Origin of the sequence: Methylobacterium sp. E-065, from assembly GCF_022829605.1 — a bacterium.
Taxonomy (GTDB): domain Bacteria; phylum Pseudomonadota; class Alphaproteobacteria; order Rhizobiales; family Beijerinckiaceae; genus Methylobacterium.
Window position 1 is genome coordinate 1 of record NZ_JAKSYD010000171.1, and the last position, 26394, is coordinate 26394.

Below are 26394 nucleotides of genomic sequence, written 5' to 3' on the forward strand. Positions count from 1 at the left end.
GGCGGTGTCGCCCGGTCAGGCCGCTGACAAGGCGATGAGTTTGGGCAGCCGTACGAGATTGTAGGCGGCGGCCGCGAAAGTAATCAGTGCCTCGACCTTGGCCCGTCCCCGCAGCTTGACCTTCCTGAACCCGGCCTGCGCCTTGATCCAGCCGAACACCTCCTCGATCCGTTTGCGGCAGCGCAGGCTGACCGCGTAGCCAGCATGGCGCGTCGTGCGCCCATCAAGGGCGGTCTTGCGCGGTTTGCCGGTCTTCGACACCGCCCCGTTGACGGCGATGTGCGGGCTTACCCGCCGCACCCGCAGGTCGCCGACAAAGGCCTGGACATCGTAGGCCTTATCCGCGCCCAGCGTGATCCGGTGCCGGCGCTCCCGGCGGTCCAGCATGGTCAGGGCGGCCTCCCGCTCGGCAGTGCCGGTGGCGTGGGTCAGGCAGGCGTCCACCACGAGGCCGTTGCGGTTCTCCATCAGCGCATGCCCAAGGTAGCACAGCCGGCTCTCCTGGCCGGCCGCCTTGCGGTAGAGCCGTGCGTCCGGATCGGTGGTCGAGGCGTGGCTCTCGTTCGAACGCTTCTCCTGGCGGAAGTCGCGCTCGCCGTTGCGGCCCGGACCCGGGGGCTCGCCCGAGCCGTCCTTGGGCCGGAAGCTTTTCATCGACGCCCAGGCTTCGATCAGCGTGCCGTCCACCGAGAAGTGGTCGCTCGACAACAGCCGCTTGACCGGCTTGAGAGCTAGCAGACCCGCCAGGAAGGCGCGCGCCACCTCGGTCGCCATCAGCCGGTCGCGGTTATGCGTGAACACCGTCGGGTGCCAGACGGCGGCATCGATCTCTAGCCCCACGAACCACCGGAACAGCAGGTTGTAGTCGATCTGCTCCATCAGCATCCGCTCGGAGCGCACCGAGAAGAACGCCTGCAACAGCGTGGCGCGCAGCAGCATCTCAGGCGGGATCGAGGGCCGACCCAGGCCCGAGTACAAGCCCTCGAAGCGCGCGTTCAGCCCGGCCAGCACTTCGTCGGCCAAGGCCCGGATCGGTCGCAGCGGGTGGTCGGCCGGCACACGGTCCTCAAGCCGGACGTAGCTGAACAGGTTGGCCGATCCCTCTTCACGCCCGCGCATCGCTCAAACCCCGCCGATCTCCCCGACAGAGTGAATCATCTCACCAGACAAGCCGCCAGCGACTTTTGCAGCAGCCTGCTAGAGCAGCAAGCGGGTTGGTCCATGGCATTCACGAAGCTCATCGAAGGCGCTTACCTCGTGCCGATGGGCAACGCCAACGCGGTGCTGCTCGATGCGGGACCGGAACTTGTGCTGATTGACGCAGGGTTCCCCGGCAAAGCGGACAAGGTCCTTGATGCGGTGGCCAAGCTCGGTCGCAAGCCGAGTGATTTGAAGCACCTCGTCTTCACCCATGGACACCCCGATCACATCGGCAGCGCTGTCCCCATCATCCGCGCGACCGGGGCGCGGACCTACATGCATGCCGCCGACGTGCCCATGGTCCAGAGCGGTGGGCCGTTCCGGCCCATGAAGCCAGCGCCCGGCCTGATCCGTAACATCATGCTCCGCATCGTCTTCGACCAGAACGAGCGCACGGAGCCGTTCCGGATCGACCAGCACATCGCCGATGGCGAGACGCTACCACTCGCAGGTGGCCTGCGGGTGATCCACGCTCCGGGACACTGCGCCGGTCAGGTGGGGCTTCTGTGGCAGGGGACGCGGCTGCTGATCGCGGGTGACGTGTTCATCAACATCCTCGGCGCGGGCGATCCGATCGGGTTCGAAGACGAGGCGGAGGGACGCCGCAGCCAACGTAAGCTGGCGGCGCTGACACCCGACGCGGTTTGCTTCGGACATGGCAAGTCGATTGTGAAGGACGCTTCCGCCCAACTCCAGCGAGCCGCGACACGACGGTGAAGGCGACCCAGCCGCGACGTTCAGATGTCCGCTTCCCACCGAGGCTGTGTGAAAACGCGGGGATAGCGGAAGGATTTTCCCTCGAACTCCCTGGGCAGCGCTGGAACAGATGTTCCAATGGCATCTGAGCCGCCATGCATGATGATTGTATGCCTACCGTGTAGAAGATTTTTCTAAGTTTTCGGGGCGGCCCAGCATTTTCACACAGCCTACACCCCGAGCCGAAGTTGCCAGACGGCTGACGAATGGCTGCTTTCGGAAAGTGTCGAGGGTTGGTCATACGGCTGGCGTGGGTGGATTCCTGCCTGTCTGCTTTCGGCCTCAAAATATAAAAAGCTGACGCTTACTCGAAGATTGACGGGATGCAAAAAATTCAGCGACCGTTGGCGCTCAAGCTCGACATCAAGTTTCTGATTGGAATTGACGATGCCGCATCCACTCAGGAAGCATGCTGCTGATTGATCTCGGGCGCAATGATCCGCTCTCGGGACCAAAGTTCCGTATAATTTAACCTTAGGTTTCACGAGGCCGCTTCGAACAGGGAGTGGCCTCGTTGAAGTTTAGAACCTGTTACGGGGCTGCTTCGTGGCGACGAACTGGAACGTCAGGGCCGAGCGCATCCTGGGCTGTCCGGCCGAGGAGATGTGCAGGCGCAGGCTGGAGCGTATCTTCACGCCCGAGGACATCGCCGTCGACCGCGCCGGCACGGAGATGCTCCTGTCGCTGGAACATGGTCGCGCCGATGATGAGCGCTGGCACCTGAGCCGCCCCCGAGACCGCGGCCTTTACCGCCTCGGGCGCACTCGTGCCGGCCTCAAGCTGCTTCATGCCGCCGAGGAAACCCTCGGCGTCTGGGTTCGGGAAGACCGGGCCGGTAGCGAACACGAAGTCCTGGGTCGAGGCGTCGTGCCCGGGCAGCTACTCGCCCTCGACGCCGAACACCTTGATGGCCATGCCGCTGTGGGGCGAGACGCTGTCCTTGAGGTACTCACCCGGGCCTTGGACTAACCGCACCACGACCGGGTGGGTGCCGGCATGCGCGAACAGGCCCTGGCGCATGCTCCGGTGGAAGGTTTGACAGGATCTCCATCTCGCCGATGGCCACGCCGCTGACCTTGGCGTGCGAGGCGCGCACCGCATGACCGTAGCGGTCGGACGTCTTCTCGCTCTCACGGGTTATCGAGGCGATGATCTGCTCGATGGTCACGGCGTCGTCGGGGGCTGGCACCTCGATGCCGTCGTGGTAGCGGATGGGCGGACGCGTGTCGGTAACGTTGTCATTCTGATGAGAGCGGTTCCAGGATGAACCTGGCCGCGACCGCTTGGTTTTATCGTCGTTTCAGCTCTGATCGATGGCCATCGCCGCATGAATCAGGGCGAGATGGCTGAGCGCCTGGGGCATGTTACCGAGCATGGCGCCGTTGCCCGGATCGACCTGCTCGGTCAGGAGGCCCAGGTTTCCGCCGCAGGCCTCGATCATGCCGTCCATCTGCCTCACGGCGGCGTCCCGGTCCCCAAGCAGCGCGAACGCCTCGACCAGCCAGAAGCCGCAGGCGGTGAAGCTGCCCTCCTCGACTTCCATGCCGGAATACCGATAGACCAGGGGCCCGCGGCAGAGTTCGCGCCTGACCGCTTCCCGTGTCGCGGCAAGCCTGTCCTTGCGCTCGAAACCGAAGCGGGTCGCCAGCAGCAGGGCTGCGTCCAGTCGGTCGGTTCCGGCATGGAGGGTGTAGGATTGCTTCGCCTCGGACCAGCACTCGGCATCGATCCAGTCGCGGATGCGGTCGCGCTCGCGCTCCCACCGCGACGAATGACTGGTCTCGATCTGCCCCTTACGGGCTAGGGTGACGGCGCGGTCGAGGGCGGTCCAGCAACCCATCTTCGACATCGTGTAATGCTCGTCCTGCTTCAGCTCCCAGATGCCGGCATCCTTCCGATGCCAGAAGTCGGCGCACTGGTCGGTCAGGTCGGCGAGCAGGCGCCTGGTCACGAGATCGAGGACATGGCCCTGCTCGACGAACAGCGCCGCCGTCTCCAGGATGTCGCCGTAGACGCCAAGCTGGATTTGGTCGCGGGCATCGTTGCCGACCTTGACCGGCTGGCTGCCGGCATAGCCTGCGAGATCGAGCGTCTCTTCCCCCGGGGCGAGCGAGCCGTCGAGGCGATACATCACCCGGGGGCGCCCGGGATGCCGGCGGATCGTTGCCGTGAGCCAGGAGAACCCGGCCTTGGCTTCCTCGATGGCTCCGACCCGCAGGAACGCCTTGATCGAGTAGGCGACGTCGCGGATCCAGGCGTAGCGGTAGTCGTAGTTCTTGTCGCCGCCGATGCGCTCGGGCAGCGACGTGGTGGCGGCTGCGGCGATGGCGCCGGTGGGCGAGAACAGAAGCAGCTTGAGCGCAAGGGCGCTCCGCCGGACCTCGGCACGGTAGCGCCCTTCGAAGGTCAGGTTGCCGGACCACTCGCACCAGGCTTGGTCCGAGCGGTCGATGCGCCCGTCGATGCTTGCCAGAGGCGGCAGGATCAGGGGCTCGTTGGCGGAGGCCAGAACCGCAACCGTTGCCCGCGAGCCGGGGGTGGTGGTCAGTTCCGCGACGACCCGACGGTCATCCTCGACCGTGCGTGTCACGCTGTCGTCGGCCCGAAAAGCCGCGATCACGCCGTCGACGTGCAGGACGTCCCCGTGAGGGCTTCCTTCCCGCCAGGGACTGGCGTGGTTGCGTCGACGCCCAGGACGCATCTCGATCCGGAACCCGACGCTTCCTTCGAGGCCCTCGATCCGGCGCGCCAGCTCGCTCCAGGGCAGGCGTCCGGAGATGCCGCTGTTGAGGGAGTCCGTGACGCGAGCCTTGCCGCTCACCGTCGAGAAGGTCTGCTCCAGGACGTTGCTGTCCGGCCGGTAGCGACGTTCGACGGTGAAAGGCTCGACGGGCGTCACGGAGAAGCGACCGCCCTGTTCCGGATCGAGCATTCGGTCGAACAGGGCCGTGCTGTCCATGTTGGGGACGCACCACCAATCGACCGAGCCGTCGGCCCCGACGAGGGCGACGCTTCGCCCGTCGCCCAGGGCGGCATACTGCCCGAGTGGAAGCGCGTCGCCGTTGCGGATCGCGGTCTCGCTCAAGGTAGGTGATCGCCGCCGGTCGCCCCGATGACCTCGCCGGTGACGTCGCTCGACCTGGCCATCGTTTGGACTGCTCCGGTCTCTGTCGGGAAGCCGGCGTGCCTTCGCGCCGGAAGGGTTGAATTGGATGCGATGGGTCTACGGATCGTCAAGCGCCCATCGTCATGACGGAACCGCCATCGACGCGCAGGAACTCGCCGGTGATGAAGCTGGCGTGCTCCGAGCAGAGGAAGACGACGGCGGCGGCGACCTCCTCGGCCTTGCCGCGTCGCTTGGCGACCATGCCGGGGCGCTCCTCATCCAGCGTCTGCTGGATCGCCTCGTCGAAGGTGATACCCTTCTCCTTCGACTTCTTCTCCATCTGAGCGTCGGTCATCGGCGTGGCGATGAAAGCGGGTCCGACCGCATTCACCAGCACGCCGTCCGGCCCGTAGGCTTTCGACAGGCCCTTGGCGAGGTTCAGGACGCCGGCCTTGGCGGCCGCATAGGGCAGTTCCTCGACGTAGGGCTGAACGGCGTCCTCGGATGAGAACAGCACGACCCGGCCCCAGCCCGCCTTGCGCATGTGCGGAATGAAGGCGCGGGTCGCGCGTACGCCCGCCATCAAGTCGGTCTGGATCGCCTCTAGCCAGTCGTCGTCGGTGAGTTCGAGGAAGTCACCGGATGCGCCGGTGATGCCGGCGGCGCAGACCAGGATCGTCGGCTTGTCGTCGAAGGCCATGTTGGCAAAAGCGGCGAGCACTTCGACGCCCTTCATGCCGCTCAGATCGGCCGCCACGGCCCGGACCTCGCCGTACGCGGCAAGCTCGGACGCGGCCTTCTGCAATTGCGTGTCGTCGATGTCGGTGAGGACGACCTTCACCCCTTCCCGCAGGAGGAACTCCGCCGTCTTGAAACCCATGCCAGAGTCGCCGCCCGTGACGACGGCGACCCGCCCGCTGATGCCGAGATCCATCTGTGCCATTCCGTCGAGATCAAGGAATTGCCAGGGCGAGGGTCGCCCTGGATCGATGCGTGGCCATGGCCGGCATCAAGTCAGTTCGGGTGGAAGACCACCTTCACGCAGCCATCCTTCTTCTCCTTGAAGGTCTTGTAGAGGTCCGGTCCATCGGCGAGGTTCGTCGAGCGATGGGTGATCATCGACGTCGTGTCGATCTTCCCCTCCTGGATCAGCTTGGTCAGCGTCTCCAGGTAGCGCTTCACGTGGGTCTGACCGCTCTTGATGGTCAGACCCTTCTGGACGACCGAGCCCATGTTAATCGGCACCGGCCCGCCGTAGACGCCGGGTACCGAGACGATGCCGCAGGGCCGTACCGCCTTGATGGCTTCCGCCAGGACATACGGCCGCTCGGTCGAGGTCAGCTTCTCCTGGATGGTCGCGAGCGCGCCGGTGAAGCCGCCGTGGCCGGACGATGCTTCCATGCCGACGCAGTCGATGACACCGTCGGCGCCCTGGCCCTTGCTGATCTCCTTGATCCGTTCGAACACGTCCTCCTGCATGAAGTCGATGATATCGGTGGCGCCTGCCTTCCTGGCCATGGCGATGCGCTCCGGCACCGTCTCGATGGCGATGATGCGCTCGGCACCCATGATCTTTGCCGACTGGATCGCGAACAAGCCGACCGGGCCGGCGCCCCAGACCGCGATGATCTCGCCGCCCTTGATCTCGCAGTGCTCGGCGCCCTGCCATCCGGTGGGCAGGATATCGGTGAGGAACAGGACGGATTCATCGTCCATGCCCTCCGGCACCAGCATCGGCGCGACGTCGGCCATCGGCACGCGCACGTACTCGGCCTGGCCCCCGGCGTAGCCACCGGTGAGGTGCGAGTACCCGAATAGGCCGGCGGTGGTGTAGCCGAACTGCTCGGCAGCCATCTTGGCATTTCGGTTCGAACGCTCGCAGACAGAGTAGTTCCCGAGCTTGCACTGGCGGCACTCGCCGCAGTTGATGTTGAAGGGCACGACGATGCGGTCGCCCTTCTTGAACTTTTTGTGAGCTCCGCCAACCTCGACGACTTCACCCATGAACTCGTGGCCGAGGACGTCGCCGGACTTCATGGTCGGCATAAGCCCGTCCATGAGGTGGAGGTCCGAGCCGCAGATGGCGCACGACGTCACCTTGATGACGACGTCGCGCGGGTCCTCGATGATCGGGTCCGGCACCGTGTCGCAACGGATGTCGTTCTTGCCGTGCCAACACAGTGCTTTCATCGTCGATCTCCGAGAGGGCCGAGACGCATCTTGGCGGGCTGGCAAGGCCTCGCAGGGCAGCCTGTGGAAATCCTCGTTTGCGTCTGCCGGTTCCGAGGCGCCCTCTCACGAATACCCCGCAGGACCACCGTCATCGGTCGTTCCTATCGGTCGGTTGTAACGCCCACCCCCGAGGTCTTCCGCTTCACTTTCGACTGGATCGGCACCGCATCGGCCTGGTGGTGATCCCAGGAACCCGACCAGTAGGGCTCATGTTGGCCGTGGCGACAGGAGAACCGCATGACAGAGACATCCACCCGCCCCTTCGCCGTCGTGACCGGCGGCTCGAACGGCATCGGCTTCGAACTCGCCCACCAGTTCGTCACGAACGGTTTTGACGTCCTCATCGCCGCCCAGGATGCCGGGCACCTGACGACGGCCGCCGGGCGCCTCGCGACGGACGGCGCGGAGGTCACGACGCATGCCTCCGACCTTTCGCGCGAGGACGGCGTCGAAAGCCTCGTCGCGGCGATCAGGTCGCTCGGGCGTCCCGTGGACGTGCTCTGCGTCAACGCCGGCGTCGGCTTGGGTGGTCCCTTCGTTGAGACCGACCTCCAGCGCGAACTGAAGATGATCGACCTGAACGTCCGCGGGGCGGTTCAGCTCACCAAACCCGTCCTCAAGGACATGGTGGCGAGAGGCAGCGGCAAGCTGCTCTTCACCTCCTCGGTCGAGGCGTCCATGCCCGATCCGTTCGAAGCCATCTACGGCTCGACGAAGGTGTTCCTGCGCTGGTTCGGCGAGTCGCTGCGCAGCGAACTCAAGGACACCGGCGTCGGCGTGACGATCCTGATGCCAGGGGTGACCGACACGAACTTCTTCAATCGCGCCGAGATGCTCGACACCAAGGCGGGCGCGATGGAAGCCAAGGACGATCCCGCCGTGGTGGCGAAGGCAGCCTTCGAGGCGCTTCAAGCTGAGAAGGACAAGGTCGTGCCGACGGTGAAGAACAAGGTCATGAGCGCGGTGGCGGAGGCGCTGCCCGAGCCTCTTGTGGCAGCCGCGCACCGCGCCTTCTCCAAGCCCGGCTCCGCCAACTGACCCTCCCCGACCCCGCTTCTGTCACTGCGGGCCGACGAAGCCGAGGATCTCCTTGACGAGACCCTCGGCGTTTTCCTCCGGTATCCAGTGGTTCGCCCGCTCGACCGTTCGGAATGTCACGTCCTTCGCGACTTCCCGCATCATCGCCTCGGAGAACGGGGCGAAGGCGCTTTGCACGCCCGCCATCGCCAGCACCGGCATCGTGAGCTTCCCGTCGCGCTTCACCTCGGCCCGGTTGTGCGCGTCGTCGGCCGGGAAGGCCCTGTAGAGCTCGAACCCGGCCCGCATGGCGCCCGGCCGCGAGAAGGCACGCACGTAACGCTGGATCGCGTCCGGGCCGATGGCCTCCGTGTCGTAGGCGAGATCCTGGTAGAAGCGCTCCAGGTAAAGCTGCTCCCGGCCCGCGGTCAGAAGCTCGGGCACGTCCGGGGCACGGTGGAACTGGAAGTGCCATAGCCGGTCGGTGTCGGCCAGCGCCGTCTGGTAGGCATCGGTGCCCGGTAGCGGCGCCTCCATCACGACGAGCCGCTCGGTCAGGTTCGGGTAGCGGCGGGCGAAGGCATAGGCGACCATCATGCCGATGTCGTGCCCGACCATCGTGACCGGCTGCGTCAGTCCGAGATGGCCGTAGAGCAACGCGTGCAGGTCGCCGGCCATCGTATGCTTGTCGTACCCTCCCGGGGGCTTCGAGGACCCGCCCGCGCCGCGATAGTTCGGGACCACGACGCGCAGGCCGGCCTGGACGAGGAGCGGGACGACGCGACGCCACGCGTAGGCCGTCTCGGGGTACCCGTGGACGAGCACGACCACGCGCTCGCCTTCGCCCGCGACACCGTAGTGCAGGCGCATGCCGGGTTCGATCTTGACCGAATCCCACTCGACCGCTGCGCCGTCCCATACCTCACGCATCAACGCTTCCCTCGTTGCCCGTCGCTGACTGGAAATGCCGGATGAGCGCCGCCGCGACGGCATCCGGGGCCTCCCGCGGGGCGAAGTGGCCCACCCCGTCCAGGGTGATGAACGCGAAGGGGCCCGTGAACTTCGCGGGCACGCCCTTGCTGGCTTCCGGTGGGTTCACGCCGTCGACCGCGCCCTGGATGTAGAGGGTCGGCGTCGACAGGGTCTTGGTCGCCTTCACCTTCGCCTCAAGCTCGGCCGAGCGCGGGTCGGGTTCGGCCTCGTCCCAGCGCGCTTGGTAGGAGTGCAACGTGACGTCGACGAAGTCCGGGTTCTCCCAGGACGCGGCGACCGCCTCGAACGTCGCATCTTCGTACCAGCCGGGCGGGCTCCAATTGTCCCACATGATGCGGCCGAACCCCTTGGGATCGGCCCGCACGGCGTCCTGGCCGCGCTTGGTCGCCTGGAACCAGTGGTACCACTGGCGCTGGCACTGCGGGAACGGCGGGGTCGGCATGCCGCCGAGCCGCGACGGGGTCGAGAGCATCGCCATGCGGGTCACACGCCCGGGCCAGCCGACCGCCATGGCCTCGGCGGCGTTCGAGCCCCAGTCATGGCCGGCGACCATGAAGGTCTCGACCCCGAGGGCGTCCATGAGATCGATGGCATCGTGGGCCAGGATTCCCGAATTACCTGTGCGCGGCGTGTCTGCCGAACGGAAGCGGGTGCCGCCGAAGCCCCTCAACTCCGGCGTCACCGTGCGGAAGCCCGCCTCATTCAGATGCCCGGCCACGTTCGTCCAGGTCGTGGCGTCGTCCGGCCAGCCATGGAGCAGAAGGACGATAGGTCCGTCCGCCGGCCCCGCCACGTCGACGTTCACATCCAGGAGCGTGGTTTTGACCTGTTGCTCGCTCACGCGAAGCCTCCTTTGGCAGGGCTATGCTCACCGGCGTCCGAAACGCCGGTCCTAGGTCGGGATCCGGTCGATGCTTCCGGTATCCTCCTCCGCCACGCCGTTCTCGCGATGGCGGAAGGCGCTCAGGGCTTGGTAGACCTGGAGCCGAGCGCGCATCACGGAGCCGAGCGGCCGATGCGTCGCGAGACTGTGGGCAGGACGGAAGGTCATCACCTCGTCGAAGTAGCGAACCCGGTCCGGTGCGTAGGCATCCTGGCGCGGCAGGCGCAGCGTCGCGACGGTGCGGTAGGGGCTAATCGAGACGGGCCAGTCGACCGAGGCGTCCTCGATGGGCTGCCGCTCGGCGTCGGCCCAGAGCTGCGCCTTCAACTCGAACACCACCTCGTGGTCTCGGAAGAAGGCGACCGTCGCATGGCGGAAGCCGTCCTCGTCCTGGTGCGGGTCGAGGCGCCATTCGGACAGGGCGCGCTGGCTTTCCGTCGACGGTACGGCCCCGAGCTTGGCGACGTAGTCGCCGTAGCGGACCGGCGCTTGGCTGAAGTAGCTGTCGGCCAGGGGATGGCTGTAGGGATGGCCGAAGAAGTCGGCGAGCGCACTCTCCGTCCCGAAGGCGTGCAGGGCACGATTGAGGTTGCGCATGGTCGAGGAGACCGCGCTCTTGACCCCCTCCGGCAGCCCGGTCGACTTGCCGATGACCGTGCCGTCGCGCAGGAACCCGGCCGCCGTACCCGAGGGGAAGGTGGTCCCGGTCGCGAGGACGAAGTCCTGGGTATCGACGGCGTGGCCGGGCAGCTTCTCGCCGGGAACGTCGAACACCTTGATGGACATGCCGCGATGGGTCGAGACCCGGTCGCCCAGGGTCTCGCCCGGACCCTGAGCGAAGCGAACCGCCACGGGGTGGGTGCCGGGGGTGGCGAACAGCCCTTGCGCCAGTTCGGGCGGCAGACCGGCGGCGATCTTCAACTCACCGATGACGCAGGCCGAACTCTTCGCGTGGCTGGCGCGCATGGCATGGTGCTCGCGGGCCTCGACCGTCTGCGATTGCTGCGTCATCCCCTGGATGATGCCGTCAATCGTCGCTTGCTCGCCCTCGGCGGGCTTCTCGATGCCGGGTGCGTATCGAAGGTAGGTCATGGTCACCTCGCGGAATTGATGAGGGGCAACGCGGGCCGGCCGCGGATTGTGCGACCGGCCCCTGGAAGGACCGCTCTCAGACGCTGCGGGCCTGGTCGGGATGGCGGCCCTCGGCGAACTCCTCGACGATCTTGGCGCAGAAGGCCGGCAGGTCCTTCGGGTTGCGGCTTGTGACGAGTCCCTTGTCCGTGACGACCTCCTGGTCGACCCAGGTGCCACCGGCGTTCCGGATGTCGGTCTGCAGCGTCGGGAACGAGGTCAGGGTGCGGCCCTTCACGACGTCCGCCTCCACCAGCGTCCACGGCCCGTGGCAGATCACGCCGACAGGCTTGCCCTGGGCGAAGAAGTCCCGGACGAGCGCGACCACCGCCTTACTCGCCCGGAGCTTGTCGGCGCCGACGCAGCCGCCCGGGATGACGAGACCGTCGTACTCGGAGGCCGAGGCGCCCTCGATGGTCGCGTCGACGGCGTAGCGGCCGGCCGGGTCCAAGTCGTTGTTGACCGTCTCGGCCTCGCCGGCCTCAATCCCGATCACGGTGACGCTCGCACCGGCCTTCGTCACCGCATCGCGCGGCTGGACGAATTCCGGCTCCTCGGTCCCGCGCGGGGCGATCAGGATGGCGATCTTCTTACCTTGCAGGCTCATGGTTTTCTCCTGTTGCGGGCCGGATCGAGTGCGGCTTCGTTAGGGCGAGCGACGCCCCGACAAGCCGCTGCTCGAAACGACGTTCCGGCAATTCATTCACGCGTGATGGAACGGAGAACGGCGAAGGAGGTTCATTTTCGAATTGCAGAGAAATGGAGTCCTGAGCCTTGCAAGCGCCTGTCCGCTACAGCCCCGACGTCGAGGATGTGAAGCCCGATGAGGGGCAGACCATCGAGGGTTTGAACGAAACCTTCGACACCATCCTGCAGAGGGTCGCCATCGACTCGGGGCATGCGGTCAGGTCCGTCCATGCCAAGGCGCACGGCATCCTGGAAGGTACCCTAAAGATCGACCCTAGCCTGCCACCCGAGCTAGCCCAGGGGCTGTTTGCGAAGCCCGGCGAACATAGGGTCTATCTGCGGCTCTCGACCAACGCAGGCGACATCCTGCCGGACGCCGTCTCGCTGCCGCGCGGCCTCGCCCTGAAGGTCCTGGACGTCGACGGCGAGCGCCTGCCCGATGCCGAGGGTACGACCCAGAACTTCATCTTCGTCAACGGCAAGGTCTTCCAGGCGCCGAACGCCAAGAAATTCCTGGGCAGCCTCAAGATGCTCGCCAAGACCACCGACCGGGTCGAAAGCCTGAAGGTCGCCGCCTCCGCGGTGCTGCGCGACGTCAACGAGGTGCTCGGAATGGTCGGGATCGAAAGCTCGACCATCGGCTCGCTCGGCGGCGCGCCGAACGTCGATCCTCTTGGCGAGACCTACTACAGCGTCACGCCGTTCCGGTATGGCGACCACATCGCCAAGTTCTCGGTGGCACCCGTCGCTCCGGGGCTGACGGCACTCACGGGCAACAAGATCGACGCCTCCGGCCGCCCGGACGCGATCCGCGAGACGGTGCAATCCGAGATGCAAGGCATCGAGGGCGTCTGGGAGTTCCGGGTACAACTCTGCCGCGACCTCGAACGCCAGCCCGTCGAGGACCCGACCGTGGAGTGGGACGAGGAGGAGGCGCCGTTCCAACGGGTCGGCCTGATCACCGCCCGACCCCAGGACAGCTGGGACGAGGCCCGCGTCCATGCCGTGAACGAGGAGATGCGTTTCTCGATCTGGACCGGGCTCGCCGCCCACCGGCCCCTGGGCAACATCAATCGCGCCCGCAACGCCCCCTACAAGCATTCTGCCGAGTTCCGCCAGCGCTTCAACGGCTGCCCGATCCACGAGCCGGGTGCCTGACGCTGAGAACGGAGGAGACGATGCGCGGCCTCATCTCGGGCACGGTCCTGGCGGCGCTCGCCGTCATCGGATCCACGCAACTCCAAGCAGGAGAAACCATGAAGACTGAGCTGAAGCCTTACAACGTCACCATCCTGGTGTTCGACCCGACCAAGGGCATGGAGAGCGGCCAGGACTACGTGCTGCCGGTCGACAGTCCGGATGTCGAGCACGCCATCGCCTCGACCACCGCCAACGCCGCCTCGTTCACGAAAAAGGCCGACGGTGGCAAGGCCCTCCCGGTCGCCTTCACCTGCATCAAGGTCGAGGCGCGCTGAGGCGACGCCGGTCGGGAGAAAACGATGTCGACGGAATCGAACAAGGATCTGGTGAGGGCGTACTTCGTAGCGTTCCGTGACCGGGACGAGGCGTGGTGGGACCGGTTCATCGCGCCCGACTTCGTGCGCCACGATCCGAGCCTCGACTTCGAGGTGCGTGGACCGGCCGGCATTCGCAAGCTCGCCGAGGTGCTGCACGGTGGCCTATCCGATATCGAGATGCCCGTCGACGAGGTCATCGCGGAAGGCGACCGCGTGCTGGCCCGCCTGCGTTTCCAGGGGCGGCACACCGGCGAGTTTCAGGGCATCCCCGCCACCGGCAAGGCGGTCGACATCGTGGTGATGGACTATTTCCGCGTCGCGGACGGCAGGCTGGCTGAGCACTGGGCGCTCATGGACAACCTGACGATGCTCAAACAGATCGGCACCGTCGACGCCTGAGATCCCGAATTGCCCCCATCCGACCGACCTCACGCCACCGACAAGGCTCACACGACTTAACGAGAGACTCGCGAAGCTATGTTCCGATTCACGGTACCTTTCATTCTTGCCCTGGGGATCGCACTGCCAGCCGTCGCGCAGGACGGCCAAGCGACCCGCCACGCGAGCATGCTCATCCATGGCAATTACTGCGGCCCCGGCAACAACGCCCCCGCTGCCCCCATCGATGCCCTCGATGCAGCCTGCGCTCGGCACGACGCCTGCACGCCAACGGGTGCGCTTGCCTCACCGGCTTGCAATGCCCGCCTGGAGCACGAGGCCGACCTGATCGCCAACGATCCCCGCCAGCCGGACGACCTTCGTACGCTGGCCGGGTTCGTCGCCGCTGGTGCCGCAATGCTGCCCTCCGCTCCCGGTGTCGCATCGGCCCCGGCGAATGGGCCCTCGATGAGCGCCGCCGTGCGGCACCGGGCTGCCGAACGCCGTTCGCTACCGACGGGTGCCGACGAGAACTGAGGTCGTCTGACGTTCGCCGACCACGGGCGAGCGTGTTGGCAGATTTACAGAATCCCGCGCAAGGTCACCGCGGCGTTCCTCAGGCCGCGGTGACCCCGCAGACTTTCGCTTCATCGACACGGAAACGGCACCAGTATGTTGGTGCGGCAGCTGTCACGGGCCCGCGATCAGGTCCCTGATGCGGGTGGCCAGCGCCTCCATCACGAACGGCTTGGTCAGCACCGCCATGCCGGGTTCGAGATGGCCATTCCCGACCACCGCGTTCTCGGCGTAGCCGGTGATGAACAGGACCTTTAGATCCGGTCGAGACACACGGCCGGCGTCGGCCATCTGGCGCCCGTTCATGCCGCCCGGCAGGCCGACGTCGGTGACCAGCAGGTCGATGCGACAATCCGATTGCAAGACCTTGAGCCCGGCCGGGCTGTCCGCTGCCTCGATGGCGGTGTAGCCAAGATCCTCCAGCACCTCGGTCACCAGCATCCGGACGGTGGGCTCATCATCGACGATCAGCACCGTCTGGCCCTGCGCGGCACGGGGCGCATCGCAGAGGGAAGCCATCACGTCGGCCTGCTCGGCCTCGCCGTAGTGCCGGGGGAGATAGAGGCACATGGTCGTGCCCTCGCCGACCTCGGAGTAGATCCGCACCTGTCCGCCGGACTGGCGCACGAACCCATAGATCATCGACAACCCGAGGCCGGTGCCCTGGCCTATGGGCTTGGTGGTGAAGAAGGGATCGAAAGCGCGCTCGATGACCTCGGTCGGCATCCCGGTCCCGGTATCCGTGACACAGAGCGAGAGGTACTGGCCCGGTGGCAGGTCGCGCTCCTTCGCGCCGTGTTCGTCGAGCCACTTGTTGGCGGTCTCGATGGTGATGCGACCGCCGTCAGGCATCGCGTCGCGGGCGTTGATGCAGAGGTTGAGCAGAGCATTCTCAAGCTGGGGTGGATCGACCAGCGCCGGCCACAGCCCGGACGCGCCGACCACCTCGATGTGGACCGAGGGCCCCACCGTGCGGCGGACGAGCTCCTCCATCCCACCGATCAGCTTGTTCACGTCGGTCGGCTTCGGATCGAGGGTCTGTCGTCGCGAGAAGGCTAAGAGGCGGTGGGTCAGCGCGGCGGCCCGTTTCGAGGCGCCCTGGGCGGCGTTGACGTAGCGGTCGATCTCGGTGAGCCGACCCTGGCTCATCCGAGTCTGCAGCAGCTCCAGGCTGCCCGATATCCCGGCGAGGAGGTTGTTGAAGTCGTGCGCCAAACCTCCCGTCAACTGCCCAACGGCTTCCATCTTCTGGGACTGCCGAAGCTGCTCCTCGGCCCGGCGCAACGCCTCTGCCTGCTCCCGCTCAGCCGTGATGTCGCGACCGACCGCGTTGATCAGGCGGTCGTCGGGACGGGTCGACCACGAGATCCAGCGATAGCTTCCGTCCCTGTGGCGGTAGCGGTTCTCGAAGCGGGCAAACGATTTCCCATCGGCCGAGTTGCTCGCGCCTTCGATGGTCTTCTCGACGTCGTCTGGGTGGAGAAGGTCGAACAGCGACGTGCCGGCGAGCTCGTCCTCGCGCCATCCCAGCATCGTCATCCAGGCCGGGTTGGTCGCGACGATGCGGCCATCGAAGCCGCAGCGGAGCATGATGTCGGTCGAAAGTTGCCACAGGGCGTTGCGGTCGGTGGTGCGTTCGGCGACCTGCCTTTCCAGGGTGGCGTTCAGGTCGGCGAGCTCGGCCGCCTGGCGCCGCCTATCGTCGATGTCGGTGTTGGTGCCGACCCAGTGGGTGATGCCGCCATCGGATGTGCGGACCGGCTCGGCACGGACCAGGAACCAGCGGTAGGCCCCGTCGGCGCGGCGGATGCGGAACTCAGTCTCGTACACCGCTCCCGTGGCCAGCGACCGCGCCCAGGCCTCGCCCGCCGCATCGAGGTCATTGGGATGAACGATGCGCCCCCATTCCGTCGTGCCGTCCATCGAACCTGGCAGGTTGCCGCTATAGGCGTAGGCCTGCTCGTTGAACCAGTAGAGGTAGCCGTCCGGTCGGGCCGCCCAGACCTGATTGGGGACGGCCTGTGCGAAGATACGAAACTGCTCCTCGCTCTCGCGTAGGGCTCGCTCGGAGCGGAGGCGCTCCGTCGCGCTTCGCACGCGCTCGGCGACTTCCCGCATCAAGGCGACCTCGCCCGCGCTCCAAGACCGGGCGGTAGCGTCATTGACGTAGAACAGGGCCACGAACGCCCCCTGCTCTACTACTGGCATATTTACTAAGGACCTGGCGCTGAGAGCCTCCAGGGCTTCGGCATTATCGCGCGTGCGAGGGTCATGCACGGCATCCGGGACGATGGCGGTCTCGCCCCGCTTCAGGTCCTCGATGTACGATCCGTAGTCGCGGAAGTGCAGCACGCCGGCTAGGCTCCGGATGCCAGGAGCGTTCCAGTCGCGCTCGATGGTGATGGTTTCGGAGGCCGTGTCGATGATGCCGTACCCGACCCGGCTCACGCCCAGGGCGGTCCCAAGAACCTCGCATGCGACGTAGCTGAGGTCGGCCGGATCGACGATGTCCCGCAGCCTATCGGTCAGCTCCAACAGGGTGGCGCGCCGCGTCTCGGCTTCGCGCAAGGCTTCGCCGACCTCGCGCGCCTCCGTACGGTCGCGCAGGATCTTGAGGAACCCGATGTGCTCGCCGGAGGCGTCCCTGAGCGGCATCATCTCGCCGCTCGCCCAGAACATGCTCCCGTCCTTGCGGAGGTGCCAGCGCTCGTCGTCCGCCCGGCCCTGCGCCAGCGAAAGGCACATCTCGACGGACGGGCGGCCATCGGCGCGGTCCTCGGGCGTGAAGAACCGGTCCACAAGCTCCCCGGTCATCTCTGACGCGGACCAGCCGAGCACGCGCTCGGCCCCGACGTTCCAGGCGACGACCCGACCTTCGAGGCCGGTGGCGATCATGGCGAAGTCGACGGCGCTTTCGAAGACGGAGCGGTGAAGCACGTCCGACGGAAGCGCACTCGCGTCTGGGTAAGATTGCGGGGGGCGACCTACGGCATGTCCGGACATCACGCCACGCATCTCGAAACCATGGATGATCTCACGACCCTACATCCGCTCACGATTCTCTTCCCGAACCCATGTCCCTGATTTGGGTGTGCCGCCCTAGTCGCTCAGGTTACGCCTTCGGCGCTGCCAGGTCGCGACCTTGCGCAGCAGACGCGAGAGCTCCTCGACCGAGTAGGGCTTGTGCAGGAGCTCGAACCCGTAGGTCCCGTTCTTGGCGAGCACGTGGCTGTAGCCCGAAGCCAGCAGCACCGGCAGGTCATGGTGCTGCTCGCGGATGCGGTGCGCGAGGTCGATGCCGTTCATGCCCGGCATGACCACGTCGGAGAACACCACGTCGAAGCGGTCGGCATCCCTGGCGAGCTCGGCCAATGCCTCCTCGGCGTTGGTCGCCAGCACGGTGACATAGCCGAGGTCGGTCAGCGTCTGGACCGCGAAGGTACCCACCTCCGCATTGTCCTCGACCACGAGCACGCAGGTGCCGTGCCCGTCCATCAGCGGCTCGGGTTCAGCCACGTCCGAGGATATCCCCATCTCGGCCACGCGAGGCAGGTAGAGGGTGAAGGTGGTTCCCCTCCCGACCTCGCTCTCGACCGTCACCTCGCCGCCCGACTGCTTGGCGAAGCCGAAGACCTGGGACAATCCCAGCCCCGTGCCCTGGCCGACGCCCTTAGTGGTGAAGAACGGCTCGAAGATCTTCTCCAAGCGGTCCTCCGGGATGCCGCTGCCGGTGTCGCTGATCGACACCGCGGCGAACGCACCCGGGACGGCGGCGTGGCCCCGCATCGCCGGCATCGCCTCGACCGGCCACACGCGGATCAAGAGCCGGCCCTGGCCATCCATGGCATCGCGCGCGTTGACCGCCATGTTGACGAGCGCGGTGTCGAACTGGCTCGGGTCGGCGTCGATGAAGCAGGGCTCCTCGGGCAGGTCCGTGATGATCTCGATGCGCGAGCCGGTGAGCGTTCCCATCATGTCGCCGATGGCCCGCACGCTGTCGCAGGCTGCGAACACCTCGGGTTTCAATGCCTGACGGCGCGCGAAGGCGAGCAGTTGGCCCGTGAGCTTGGCGGCCCGGTCCACGGTGTCGGAGATCGCGCCGACATACCGGGCACGCCGATCCTCGGGAAGGTTCGGACGCTTGAGCAGATCGGTGGAAGATTTGATCACCGTCAGCAGGTTGTTGAAATCGTGCGCCACGCCCCCGGTCAATTGCCCGACCGCCTCCATTTTCTGCGCTTGGCGCAGGTTCTGCTCCATCCGCTCGCGCTCGACCGCCTCGGCCAGAAGTCGGGTATTCGCTTGGGCGAGCTCCTCCGTCCGCGCGGCGACCTGGGTCTCCAGGGAGACGCCCGCCTCGCGCAGGAGGGTTGCTTGTGCCTCCAACTCGGCGTGGAGAGCGACGACGCCCCGGTTCGTCTCGGTGAGCTCGCGGTTAAGGCGCTGGGCCTCCTCCTGGCGTTCGGCGAGTTCTGCGAGGCTGCGCAAGAGCTCGCGGTTCTGCTCGCGCAGGGCGGTCGCGGGCTCGTCTGTGCGGGCCCGGGCGACGTCCTCGGCCATCGTGGTCAGCGTACGGCCCGAGAAGGACCGGGAGCCGTATGGCAACAGCATCCCGAACGTCACGAGCGTACCGCGTCCGACCTCGGATTCGATCTCGAAACGGTCCATCAGGCGGCGTGACCCGGTGATGCCGATGCCGAGCCCGGTGGTCGAGCGGTAGCGCCCTTCAAGGATCTCGTCGAGGTGAGGAATGCCCGGCCCCCGGTCGACGATGCGGATCACCAGGGTCTGGCTGCCGTTCGCCTCGTCGAGCCCGTACTCGACACGGCCGCCGCCAGCGTAGCCGTAGGCGTTGCGCGCGATCTCGGACACCGCCGTGGCGATGCGGGTCTGGTCCTGCACGCCGAAGCCGAGATGCTCGGCCAGCCGGCGCACGCGCTGGCGCACCGTGACGATGTCGTCCTCGTGTTCGACCTGGCTGGCGAGCAGCGGCCACCTCATGCCGCGTCGCCCCGGACGACGAGCACGGTGGCGTCGTCCCGCGCCCGGGCGAAGTCGCGATAGACCACGCCGGCGACAAGCGTCGGATGCGCCCTGGCGAGGCCGGGATAGCCATCGATGGAGAAGCCGGTCGCGATCCCGTCCGAGCACAGGACAAACAGGTCGTTCGGCCGCATCGGGTACTCGAACTCCTGGATGCGTCGAGCCGCGTGCCCGGCCGTTCCGGCGAGGCTGACCGTGCGTTTGGTCGCCATGCCGGAGACGATTGCCCCGCCGACGTTGCCGATGCCCGCGAGCGAAAGGTTGGCTCGATCCCTATCGTAGCGCGCGACGGACACCGCCCCGCCCCGGGTATGCGTGAGACCGGCATGGACGGCGGAGAGGATGGTGCCCGGTGGGGCGTCTTGATGGCGCCGGAATATCCGCATGGCCTCCTCGGACGCCTTGGCCGCCTCCGGGCCGTGGCCGAGGCCGTCCGCCACGATGGCGGTCCAGCCGTCCGCCCGCTCACGCACCGCGTAAGCATCCCCGTTGGCGGTCTCGCCCTTCAGCGGGACGGTGACCGCCCCGAAGGCCGGCACCGCATCCGACGAACTAGGCCGGATGCCGGCCAGGCGCACCACCACCGCCGTGCCCGAGCCCGGGCGCGAGGCGATGTCGAAGGCGTCGGACAGGCGACGCACGGCGCCCAGACCCTCGCCGGCGCTGCCGCCGGTGGAGTGGCCGTCGCGCAGGGCCGAGGCGAGGTCCGGAAAACCAGCTCCCTTGTCGAGGGCGAGGATCTCCAGCCCGGTCCCCGTCCCGTCCTCATAGGTCCCGACGAGGATCTCGCCCTGCACGCCGTACTTGACGATGTTGGTGGATAGCTCGGTCACCACGATGGCGACCCGACCCGCCGCGGTCTCGTCGAAGCCGATGGACTGCGCAATCGCCACCGCGCGCCGTCGCGCCTCGGAGACCTGGCTCGCTTCGGTGACGGTGACCCGGTCCATGGCTACTTCCAGCGCGCGATGGTCACGCGCGTGCCTGCCCCGGGCGTCGACTCGATATGGAACTCGTTCGAGAGCCGCTTGGCTCCACCCAGACCAAGCCCGAGGCCGCCGCCCGAGGTGTAGTGGTCGGTCATCGCCTGCTCGATGTCGGCGATGCCCGGACCCTGGTCCTCGAAGATGAGGCGAAGGCCCTTGCGAGTCCCGGCCTGGACGATCTCGGTGCGCACGTCGCCGCCCCCGCCGTAGTCGAGGGTATTGCGTGCGAGCTCGCTCGCCGCGGTGACGATCTTGGTCTGGTCGACGAGGCCGAGGCCGATCTCAATGGCGAGTGCACGCACCCGCTGGCGCACGCGCACCACGTCGTCGCCGGATCGGATCGGGAGCGTCTCAGCCTTCGTGATGGTCACGGTCGCTCCCGTGCCCGTCCTCTTCCTCGGCCAGCCGCGCCTGGATCAGCGACATGCCCCGCTCGACGTTCAGGGCGGTCTTGATACCGGTCAGTTCAAGGCCGAGCTCGACCAGCGTAATGGCCACCGCCGGGCGCATCCCGGCAACGACCGTCTCGGCGTCGAGGACCCGCGAGACCGCGGCGATGCTCACCAGCATGCGGCCGATGAAGGAATCGACGATCTCCAGCGCCGAGATCTCGATGAGCACGCCGCGCGCGCCGGTGCGCGCGATCATCGCCGTCAGGTCCTCCTCCAGGGCGAGCGCGAGGCGGTCGTGCATGTCGACCTGGATGGTGACGATGAGGGCGCCGCCCAGCTTGAGGATCGGGATGCGGTCCATGGGTTCAGCCGCGCCCCTCTGTCGGAACCTGCTGGCGCACCACCTTGCGGCCGGTCCGCCTCAGGGCGACGGCGAAGGCGTCCGCCAGCGTCGCCTTCGAAACGACGTTCAGCTCGACCCCGAGGTGCACCATGGTCTGGGCGATCTGCGGCCGGATGCCGGAGACGATGCAGTCGGCGCCCATCAACCGAGCGGCGGCGACGGTCTTGAGCAGGTGCTGCGCCACCAGGGTGTCGACGGTCGGCACGCCGGTGATGTCGATGATCGCGATCTCGGCTTCCTCGTCGACGATGGCCTGCAAGAGGTTCTCCATCACGACGCCGGTGCGGGCGCTGTCGAGGGTCCCGATCAGCGGAAGCGCCAGGATGCCGTCCCAGAGCCGGACCACCGGCGTCGAGAGCTCGGCGATCTCCTGCCCCTGCCGCCCGATCACCTCCTCGCGGCTGGCCAGGAAGACCTCCATAGTCTGGAGCCCGAGACGGTCGATCACCTTGCCTCCCGCCCACATCCCGGCCGCTTGGGCGGAAGCGTCAGCGCCGGACTTCAGCCTCAGAGCCTCGAAGACGGGCTCCTTGAGCGAGAACACGAAGTTGGCCGTGTCTGTCGGGGTGAACCCTTGGATCGCCCGCGAGCGGGAGATGTCGGCGAGGGTTTCCCGCAACGGGGCGTAACTCTCGCCGTCGGCGTCGAGGCCGCCCGCGACGAGGGCATCACGGAACTGACCGAGCACGGCCTTGGCCTGGGTCTGGAGCTCGGCCTCGCGGATGCGGCCGCCCTGAAGGGAAGCGCTTTCCCTCAGCGCCCCGGTCCAGCCGTCGAGGATCGTGGCCTCATCCTCCGTCACGGTCCTCGTGAGGACCTCCGTCCCGTCCATGGTCATTCCGTCATCCTTCGTCGTAGCTAAGCGTCTATCCTGGTCGGCGTGCGGTCGATAGGCGTCATCGGCGCGGTGGACCCTGCCAAGTCAGGTTGTTCCTGGCCTTCGGGATTCCGGAGATGCTCAGGTGGCCCGCAGCAACAGGGTGACGGCGGCAACGGCCATGACGCCGAGGGTGGCGAGGATGCCCCCGCCGCGGCAGGCGAACTGCACGGGCGAGTTCTTGGCGGCGAACATCCCGAACGGATGCAGGACACGGCCGACAAGGAGGACGATCAGGAGCGTCCGCACCAGCGTCGGTCCGCCGCCGCCCGCCTCGACGAGGGCCACGAGGATCAGGGCGAGCGGCACGTACTCGCCGAAGTTGCCCTGGGTCCGGATGCGCTTCTCCAGCCCCTCGTTGCCGCCGTCGCCGTGCAGGGTGTCCGAGGTGACGCGGCTCGCCATGACCCAGGCCGAAAGGCCGACGTAGATGAGCGCGAACAGGCCGGCGTAGGAGGCGGTCAGGGCGGGATAGATCATCGGCTTTCCTTATGGGGCATCGTGATTGATCGCGGCATGGTCGACCGCGAGCGCGGACGTGGCGGAAAGGGCCGCGACAGTAAGGGCCACGATCAGGATCTTCCCCATGGCGTTTCCCCTCGACGATGGACCCTTAATCGGGGTCCCGTCAGATTGACCGGCACGAGACCTGGAACCTCCACCGCTTGACACATTCGTTCACGCGTGGATCATCCAGACCTGAACGGAATTTGAGCTATGGGTTCGAAGAAGTCCAGACTGCGGTTGGACGACCAGCTCTGCTTCGCGCTCTACGCAGCGACCAACGCGTTGGTGCGTGCCTATCGTCCGATGCTCGCCGAGCTCGGCCTGACCTATCCGCAGTACCTCGTGATGCTTGCCCTATGGCAGGACGGTACGACGGCAATCCATGCCTTGGCCGAGCGGCTGCAACTCGGGTCCAACGCCGTGACCCCGCTCGTCGACAAGCTGGAGGCGGCCGGTTTCGTCACGCGTACCCGCGGCGCCGACCGGCGCGTCGTGCTCGTCGCCCTTACCGACGTTGGTTTCCACCTTGAGGCTGATGTCTCGGCCGCGCAGCAATCCGTCGTCTGCCGGACGGGGCTGGCCGACCGCGAGCTCGCCGATCTGCGTCAGGAACTGAAGGATCTCAGCGAACGCATCGCCGCCGCCGGTGCCGTGACGGTGGACGAACCTTCTTAGACGACCCGCCGGACGAAACGGGGAGGCCTCAGATGCGCGCATAACAAGCGTAGCCCTGGTTCTCCCAACAGCGCCCTGACCTGGCCGATCTTGGCGAAGCTCTCGGACACCGACTTCGAGATGCGTCCGGGAGGTGGCGATTTCCCGTTCCGTAAAGGTTGCTTTCGAGGGCGTCCCCGACCCTCACGCGAGCCCATGGACCCAAATCGAAAATCGTGCCCGAACAGGGGAAAACTGCCTCCCGGGTTCCATTTGAAGACCGAGGGGCGTCTCACACGTATGGAGCGGCAAGGATGAGCGACGAGAGGGCGGTGCTGGCGGGCGGGTGCTTCTGGGGCATGCAGGACCTGATCCGGCGCCAGGTAGGCGTGGTATCGACCCGCGTCGGGTACACCGGCGGCGACGTGCCAGACGCGACCTACCGCAACCACGGCACCCACGCCGAGGCCATCGAGATCACCTACGACCCGAACAGGACGAGCTTCCGGCGCATGCTGGAGTTCTTCTTCCAGATCCACGACCCGACAACGCCGAACCGGCAGGGCAACGACCGCGGCCTGAGCTACCGGTCGGCGATCTATTACGTCAACGACGAGCAGAGGCGGATTGCCGAGGATACCATCGCCGACGTCCATGCCTCCGGTCTTTGGCCGGGCAAGGTGGTCACGGAGGTCGCGCCCGTCGGCCCGTTCTGGGAGGCCGAGCCCGAGCACCAGGATTACCTGGAGCGTCGCCCCGACGGATACACCTGCCACTTCATCAGGCCGGGTTGGGTGTTGCCGGCACGCTCCCCGGTCCCGCAGGACGCTTGATGGCATTCGAGGGTATCGGCGGTTTCGGAGGTCGATACCCTCTCGATCAGGCGTCGCCTACCTGAGGGTCGCGGACTCCCCGTCTTCCAGGGGGCGATCCTCGTTGTCGTGACCGCCGGTCGAGACGTGGGATTTCAGTCGGCCCAGGTGCTCGAAGACGTGCTCGAAGGCGTTGGTGACAGCCTGCTCGAAGGAGCCGTCGCCCTTGCCCATGGCGGCCTTGAGCGCGCTGAGCAGGGCGTGGTGTTTCTCGGTATCGCTCGACATGGCGTTCCTCGTTGCCGGACGGGGCGCCGGCGCGGAAGGCCAAGGTCCGACCCCCGGACCCGGTTCCGGGGCGTCGCGGAGACCTCCAGGCTGCCCGTCCGGGACAATCGACGCCGGGAACGCCGGGCCACAGTCGTGGTTGCCTCCGTCGAGGGTCGCCCCATTCCAGGGGCGATCAGATTCACTGCCCGGGATATTTCATGCTCGTTCGTACCAAGACCGCCTGCGTCGCCACCCTTGTCGCCGGTACGACCTTCCTCGCTACCACCTCGGCCTGGGCCCAGGCGCAGCCGACGATGAAGGACCATTTCGACGGTGCCGTCTCGACCGTGACCGGCTCGCCGATGGCGAATCTGGACGTCGACATGAAGCACGTGCTCGACGCGATGAAGAAGCTCGATCCGAAGCTGATCCCGAAGCTCTCCGCCCAGGAAGCCCGCAAGCAGCCGAGCGCCGCAGACGGCGTCAAGGAGCTTCTCAAGGAGCAGGGCAAGCCCACGGCGCCGGAGCCGGGCGTCACCACGAAGGACATGTCGTACGAGACTTCGGGCGGCACCCAGCCGGTTCGGATCTACACCCCCGATGGCGTCACCAGTCCGCTTCCGGTCGTGGTCTACTACCACGGCGGCGGCTTCGTGATCGCCGACCTCGACACCTACGACGCGACGCCGCGCGCCATCGCCAAGGGCGCCAAGGCGGTCGTGGTCTCGGTCGAGTACCGTCATGCCCCCGAGGCCAAGTTCCCTGCCCAGCAGGACGACGCCTTCGCCGCCTACAAGTGGGCGCTGGCCAACGCCAAGTCCTTCGGCGGCGACCCGTCCAAGGTCGCCCTGCTCGGCGAGAGCGCCGGCGGTAACCTCGTGACCAACGTGGCCATCATGGCCCGCGACGGGAACGTCGAGAAGCCCGTCCAGGTCGTGGCCGTCTATCCGATGGCCAGCACCAACCTCGACACGCAGTCCTACAAGGACAACGCCTCGGCCAAGCCCCTCGACAAGCCGATGATGGCCTGGTTCTACGACCAGACCGTCCGCAACGACGCCGACCGCGCCGATCCGCGGCTCGACATCGTCGGCAAGGCCGACCTTAAGGGCCTGCCGCCGTTCACGGTGGTGACCGCGCAGATCGACCCGCTGCACGACGACGGTAAGATGCTGGCGGACAAGATCAAGGCGGCCGGCGGGCAGGTCACCTACAGGGATTATCCCGGCGTGACCCACGAGTTCTTCGGCATGGGCAACGTCGTGGCCAAGGCCAAGGAGGCAGAGACGGCCGTGATCGGCGACCTCAAGGCAGCCTTCGGCGGCACTGCGACCGGCTCGACCGGCGCCAAGTGATCCGACGCCAGCCGGATAGATGACCGGCACGTCCGAGCCATCGTCGCGGGCCGACCTTTCCCGAGGTCGGCCCGCGTCCGTTCCGCACGAAACACGAATGGCTCGCCTCCTCGCAGCGGACCCTGATCCCTTCGACGCCAGCCTGACAGCGCCGAAACCCGCACGCCCGTCGATATCGGAGCCGCCATGCCCAGCCGCCCCAAGGTCGTCGCCTTCGACATCATCGGCACGGTGTTCAGCATGGAGCCGATGCGGCCCGCGCTGATGGCGCTGGGCCTGCCATCGCTCGCGCTGGACGTCCTCTACACCGCCGGCCTGCGGGACACCTTCGCCCTGGCGGCCACGAACACCTTTGCGCCCTTCCAATCCGTGCTGTCGGGATGCCTCGACGAACTGCTCGCCATGCAGGGCCTGACCGCCTCCTCGGATCGGAAGCGAGCGGTGCTCGACATGATGAAGGTCCTGCCCCCGCACGAGGATGTGATTAGGCGTGGAATAAGGACCCCGTTCTCGGGGTGATCGGCGTCCAAACGGGACCCCCAGGACAAGTCATCCACAATGCCTTCCGGCTCGAACGGGAGGCTTGCGCGGGATGTTGGTCGTGGAGACGGTCGCAAAG

28 protein-coding genes are annotated in these 26394 nt (G+C 66.8%); 10 read left to right on the forward strand and 18 right to left on the reverse strand.

Annotated features, from left to right (window positions below):
- Positions 1 to 15: 15 nt before the first annotated feature.
- On the reverse strand, positions 16 to 1119 hold the full coding sequence (locus tag MKK84_RS21505) for an IS5 family transposase (protein WP_243923403.1): 1104 nt from the start codon (positions 1117 to 1119) through the stop codon (positions 16 to 18).
- Positions 1120 to 1149: 30 nt separating this feature from the next.
- Between MKK84_RS21505 and MKK84_RS21510 the strand changes: the two genes are divergently transcribed.
- Positions 1150 to 1917, forward strand: a complete 768-nt coding sequence (locus tag MKK84_RS21510; RefSeq protein ID WP_243923405.1) for an MBL fold metallo-hydrolase — start codon at positions 1150 to 1152, stop codon at positions 1915 to 1917.
- A gap of 570 nt (positions 1918 to 2487) precedes the next feature.
- Here MKK84_RS21510 and MKK84_RS21515 read toward each other — a convergent pair.
- The 5 genes from MKK84_RS21515 to MKK84_RS21535 all read right to left on the reverse strand — a co-directional run bounded on the left by MKK84_RS21515 (position 2488) and on the right by MKK84_RS21535 (position 7252).
- Positions 2488 to 2802: a hypothetical protein gene (locus MKK84_RS21515; protein ID WP_243923407.1), complete on the reverse strand. Its 315-nt coding sequence runs from the start codon at positions 2800 to 2802 to the stop codon at positions 2488 to 2490.
- 33 nt (positions 2803 to 2835) lie between these two features.
- Positions 2836 to 2976: a hypothetical protein gene (locus tag MKK84_RS21520; protein WP_243923409.1), complete on the reverse strand. Its 141-nt coding sequence runs from the start codon at positions 2974 to 2976 to the stop codon at positions 2836 to 2838.
- A 280-nt stretch (positions 2977 to 3256) separates the two neighbouring features.
- On the reverse strand, positions 3257 to 5041 hold the full coding sequence (locus MKK84_RS21525) for a glycoside hydrolase family 15 protein (protein WP_243923411.1): 1785 nt from the start codon (positions 5039 to 5041) through the stop codon (positions 3257 to 3259).
- A gap of 148 nt (positions 5042 to 5189) precedes the next feature.
- Positions 5190 to 5996, reverse strand: coding sequence for an SDR family NAD(P)-dependent oxidoreductase (locus MKK84_RS21530; protein ID WP_243923413.1), 807 nt, complete (start codon positions 5994 to 5996; stop codon positions 5190 to 5192).
- 80 nt (positions 5997 to 6076) lie between these two features.
- The gene (locus MKK84_RS21535; protein WP_243923416.1) at positions 6077 to 7252 is read right to left on the reverse strand and encodes a zinc-dependent alcohol dehydrogenase; all 1176 of its coding nucleotides are present in this window, start codon (positions 7250 to 7252) and stop codon (positions 6077 to 6079) included.
- 279 nt (positions 7253 to 7531) lie between these two features.
- On the opposite strand from MKK84_RS21535, the gene MKK84_RS21540 reads away from it, so the two are divergent.
- Entirely contained in the window at positions 7532 to 8332 is an 801-nt protein-coding gene (locus MKK84_RS21540) for an SDR family NAD(P)-dependent oxidoreductase (RefSeq protein ID WP_243923418.1), read from the forward strand.
- Between the two features lie 21 nt (positions 8333 to 8353).
- On the opposite strand, the gene MKK84_RS21545 is transcribed toward MKK84_RS21540, so the two are convergent.
- The 4 genes from MKK84_RS21545 to MKK84_RS21560 form a co-directional block, all read right to left on the reverse strand.
- Positions 8354 to 9241: an alpha/beta fold hydrolase gene (locus MKK84_RS21545; protein ID WP_243923420.1), complete on the reverse strand. Its 888-nt coding sequence runs from the start codon at positions 9239 to 9241 to the stop codon at positions 8354 to 8356.
- A complete protein-coding gene (locus MKK84_RS21550; protein ID WP_243923421.1) occupies positions 9234 to 10145 on the reverse strand; it encodes an alpha/beta fold hydrolase in 912 nt (303 codons plus the stop codon). Before MKK84_RS21550 ends, MKK84_RS21545 begins: the two co-directional genes overlap by 8 nt.
- 51 nt (positions 10146 to 10196) lie before the next feature.
- Positions 10197 to 11279: a catalase family protein gene (locus MKK84_RS21555; protein WP_243923423.1), complete on the reverse strand. Its 1083-nt coding sequence runs from the start codon at positions 11277 to 11279 to the stop codon at positions 10197 to 10199.
- A gap of 76 nt (positions 11280 to 11355) precedes the next feature.
- Positions 11356 to 11925 (reverse strand): type 1 glutamine amidotransferase domain-containing protein, encoded by a 570-nt coding sequence (locus MKK84_RS21560; RefSeq protein ID WP_243923425.1) that lies wholly within the window; start codon positions 11923 to 11925, stop codon positions 11356 to 11358.
- A gap of 167 nt (positions 11926 to 12092) precedes the next feature.
- Here MKK84_RS21560 and MKK84_RS21565 point away from each other — a divergent pair, with 167 nt between their 5' ends.
- From MKK84_RS21565 to MKK84_RS21580, 4 genes are all read left to right on the forward strand, one after another.
- Positions 12093 to 13163 (forward strand): catalase family protein, encoded by a 1071-nt coding sequence (locus MKK84_RS21565; protein WP_243923427.1) that lies wholly within the window; start codon positions 12093 to 12095, stop codon positions 13161 to 13163.
- 20 nt (positions 13164 to 13183) lie between these two features.
- Positions 13184 to 13480, forward strand: coding sequence for a hypothetical protein (locus tag MKK84_RS21570; RefSeq protein WP_243923429.1), 297 nt, complete (start codon positions 13184 to 13186; stop codon positions 13478 to 13480).
- Positions 13481 to 13504: 24 nt separating this feature from the next.
- The gene (locus MKK84_RS21575) at positions 13505 to 13921 is read left to right on the forward strand and encodes an ester cyclase (protein ID WP_243923431.1); all 417 of its coding nucleotides are present in this window, start codon (positions 13505 to 13507) and stop codon (positions 13919 to 13921) included.
- Positions 13922 to 13999: 78 nt separating this feature from the next.
- Positions 14000 to 14437, forward strand: a complete 438-nt coding sequence (locus MKK84_RS21580; RefSeq protein ID WP_243923433.1) for a hypothetical protein — start codon at positions 14000 to 14002, stop codon at positions 14435 to 14437.
- A 153-nt stretch (positions 14438 to 14590) separates the two neighbouring features.
- On the opposite strand, the gene MKK84_RS21585 is transcribed toward MKK84_RS21580, so the two are convergent.
- From MKK84_RS21585 to MKK84_RS21615, 7 genes are all read right to left on the reverse strand, one after another.
- Positions 14591 to 17491 (reverse strand): PAS domain S-box protein, encoded by a 2901-nt coding sequence (locus MKK84_RS21585; RefSeq protein WP_409566533.1) that lies wholly within the window; start codon positions 17489 to 17491, stop codon positions 14591 to 14593.
- A gap of 84 nt (positions 17492 to 17575) precedes the next feature.
- Complete coding sequence (locus tag MKK84_RS21590) at positions 17576 to 19477, reverse strand: ATP-binding protein (RefSeq protein ID WP_243923437.1); 1902 nt, start codon at positions 19475 to 19477, stop codon at positions 17576 to 17578.
- Complete coding sequence (locus MKK84_RS21595) at positions 19474 to 20469, reverse strand: ATP-binding SpoIIE family protein phosphatase (protein ID WP_243923439.1); 996 nt, start codon at positions 20467 to 20469, stop codon at positions 19474 to 19476. Before MKK84_RS21595 ends, MKK84_RS21590 begins: the two co-directional genes overlap by 4 nt.
- 2 nt (positions 20470 to 20471) lie before the next feature.
- Positions 20472 to 20876 carry an anti-sigma regulatory factor gene (locus MKK84_RS21600; protein ID WP_243923441.1) on the reverse strand — a complete coding sequence of 135 codons (405 nt, stop codon included), beginning with the start codon at positions 20874 to 20876 and terminating at the stop codon, positions 20472 to 20474.
- Entirely contained in the window at positions 20857 to 21258 is a 402-nt protein-coding gene (locus MKK84_RS21605; RefSeq protein WP_243923443.1) for an STAS domain-containing protein, read from the reverse strand. Before MKK84_RS21605 ends, MKK84_RS21600 begins: the two co-directional genes overlap by 20 nt.
- 4 nt (positions 21259 to 21262) lie before the next feature.
- On the reverse strand, positions 21263 to 22138 hold the full coding sequence (locus tag MKK84_RS21610; protein WP_243923445.1) for an STAS domain-containing protein: 876 nt from the start codon (positions 22136 to 22138) through the stop codon (positions 21263 to 21265).
- A 120-nt stretch (positions 22139 to 22258) separates the two neighbouring features.
- Complete coding sequence (locus tag MKK84_RS21615) at positions 22259 to 22657, reverse strand: MAPEG family protein (protein ID WP_243923447.1); 399 nt, start codon at positions 22655 to 22657, stop codon at positions 22259 to 22261.
- 237 nt (positions 22658 to 22894) lie between these two features.
- On the opposite strand from MKK84_RS21615, the gene MKK84_RS21620 reads away from it, so the two are divergent.
- Together MKK84_RS21620 and msrA are read left to right on the forward strand one after the other, a co-directional pair.
- Positions 22895 to 23359: a MarR family winged helix-turn-helix transcriptional regulator gene (locus tag MKK84_RS21620; RefSeq protein ID WP_243923449.1), complete on the forward strand. Its 465-nt coding sequence runs from the start codon at positions 22895 to 22897 to the stop codon at positions 23357 to 23359.
- Between the two features lie 293 nt (positions 23360 to 23652).
- On the forward strand, positions 23653 to 24171 hold the full coding sequence (gene msrA / locus MKK84_RS21625; protein ID WP_243923459.1) for a peptide-methionine (S)-S-oxide reductase MsrA: 519 nt from the start codon (positions 23653 to 23655) through the stop codon (positions 24169 to 24171).
- Between the two features lie 57 nt (positions 24172 to 24228).
- Here the strand turns inward: msrA and MKK84_RS21630 are convergent, their stop codons facing one another.
- Positions 24229 to 24438: a hypothetical protein gene (locus MKK84_RS21630; protein ID WP_243923461.1), complete on the reverse strand. Its 210-nt coding sequence runs from the start codon at positions 24436 to 24438 to the stop codon at positions 24229 to 24231.
- Positions 24439 to 24638: 200 nt separating this feature from the next.
- Between MKK84_RS21630 and MKK84_RS21635 the strand changes: the two genes are divergently transcribed.
- Positions 24639 to 25775, forward strand: a complete 1137-nt coding sequence (locus tag MKK84_RS21635; protein WP_243923463.1) for an alpha/beta hydrolase — start codon at positions 24639 to 24641, stop codon at positions 25773 to 25775.
- A gap of 186 nt (positions 25776 to 25961) precedes the next feature.
- Positions 25962 to 26294 (forward strand): hypothetical protein, encoded by a 333-nt coding sequence (locus tag MKK84_RS21640; RefSeq protein WP_243923464.1) that lies wholly within the window; start codon positions 25962 to 25964, stop codon positions 26292 to 26294.
- Positions 26295 to 26394: the final 100 nt, after the last annotated feature.

Bases quoted from the DNA above. Each gene is read 5' to 3' on its own strand.
- msrA (WP_243923459.1), top strand. From the start codon at position 23,653: ATGAGCGACGAGAGGGCGGTGCTGGCGGGCGGGTGCTTCTGGGGCATG.
- MKK84_RS21535 (WP_243923416.1), bottom strand. From the start codon at position 7,252: ATGAAAGCACTGTGTTGGCACGGCAAGAACGACATCCGTTGCGACACG.
- MKK84_RS21520 (WP_243923409.1), bottom strand. From the start codon at position 2,976: ATGCGCCAGGGCCTGTTCGCGCATGCCGGCACCCACCCGGTCGTGGTG.
- MKK84_RS21585 (WP_409566533.1), bottom strand. From the start codon at position 17,491: ATGCGTGGCGTGATGTCCGGACATGCCGTAGGTCGCCCCCCGCAATCT.
- MKK84_RS21560 (WP_243923425.1), bottom strand. From the start codon at position 11,925: ATGAGCCTGCAAGGTAAGAAGATCGCCATCCTGATCGCCCCGCGCGGG.
- MKK84_RS21595 (WP_243923439.1), bottom strand. From the start codon at position 20,469: ATGGACCGGGTCACCGTCACCGAAGCGAGCCAGGTCTCCGAGGCGCGA.
- MKK84_RS21620 (WP_243923449.1), top strand. From the start codon at position 22,895: ATGGGTTCGAAGAAGTCCAGACTGCGGTTGGACGACCAGCTCTGCTTC.
- MKK84_RS21605 (WP_243923443.1), bottom strand. From the start codon at position 21,258: ATGGACCGCATCCCGATCCTCAAGCTGGGCGGCGCCCTCATCGTCACC.
- MKK84_RS21530 (WP_243923413.1), bottom strand. From the start codon at position 5,996: ATGGATCTCGGCATCAGCGGGCGGGTCGCCGTCGTCACGGGCGGCGAC.
- MKK84_RS21610 (WP_243923445.1), bottom strand. From the start codon at position 22,138: ATGACCATGGACGGGACGGAGGTCCTCACGAGGACCGTGACGGAGGAT.
- MKK84_RS21630 (WP_243923461.1), bottom strand. From the start codon at position 24,438: ATGTCGAGCGATACCGAGAAACACCACGCCCTGCTCAGCGCGCTCAAG.
- MKK84_RS21555 (WP_243923423.1), bottom strand. From the start codon at position 11,279: ATGACCTACCTTCGATACGCACCCGGCATCGAGAAGCCCGCCGAGGGC.
- MKK84_RS21580 (WP_243923433.1), top strand. From the start codon at position 14,000: ATGTTCCGATTCACGGTACCTTTCATTCTTGCCCTGGGGATCGCACTG.
- MKK84_RS21635 (WP_243923463.1), top strand. From the start codon at position 24,639: ATGCTCGTTCGTACCAAGACCGCCTGCGTCGCCACCCTTGTCGCCGGT.
- MKK84_RS21615 (WP_243923447.1), bottom strand. From the start codon at position 22,657: ATGATCTATCCCGCCCTGACCGCCTCCTACGCCGGCCTGTTCGCGCTC.
- MKK84_RS21570 (WP_243923429.1), top strand. From the start codon at position 13,184: ATGCGCGGCCTCATCTCGGGCACGGTCCTGGCGGCGCTCGCCGTCATC.
- MKK84_RS21575 (WP_243923431.1), top strand. From the start codon at position 13,505: ATGTCGACGGAATCGAACAAGGATCTGGTGAGGGCGTACTTCGTAGCG.
- MKK84_RS21545 (WP_243923420.1), bottom strand. From the start codon at position 9,241: ATGCGTGAGGTATGGGACGGCGCAGCGGTCGAGTGGGATTCGGTCAAG.
- MKK84_RS21540 (WP_243923418.1), top strand. From the start codon at position 7,532: ATGACAGAGACATCCACCCGCCCCTTCGCCGTCGTGACCGGCGGCTCG.
- MKK84_RS21505 (WP_243923403.1), bottom strand. From the start codon at position 1,119: ATGCGCGGGCGTGAAGAGGGATCGGCCAACCTGTTCAGCTACGTCCGG.
- MKK84_RS21640 (WP_243923464.1), top strand. From the start codon at position 25,962: ATGCCCAGCCGCCCCAAGGTCGTCGCCTTCGACATCATCGGCACGGTG.
- MKK84_RS21590 (WP_243923437.1), bottom strand. From the start codon at position 19,477: ATGAGGTGGCCGCTGCTCGCCAGCCAGGTCGAACACGAGGACGACATC.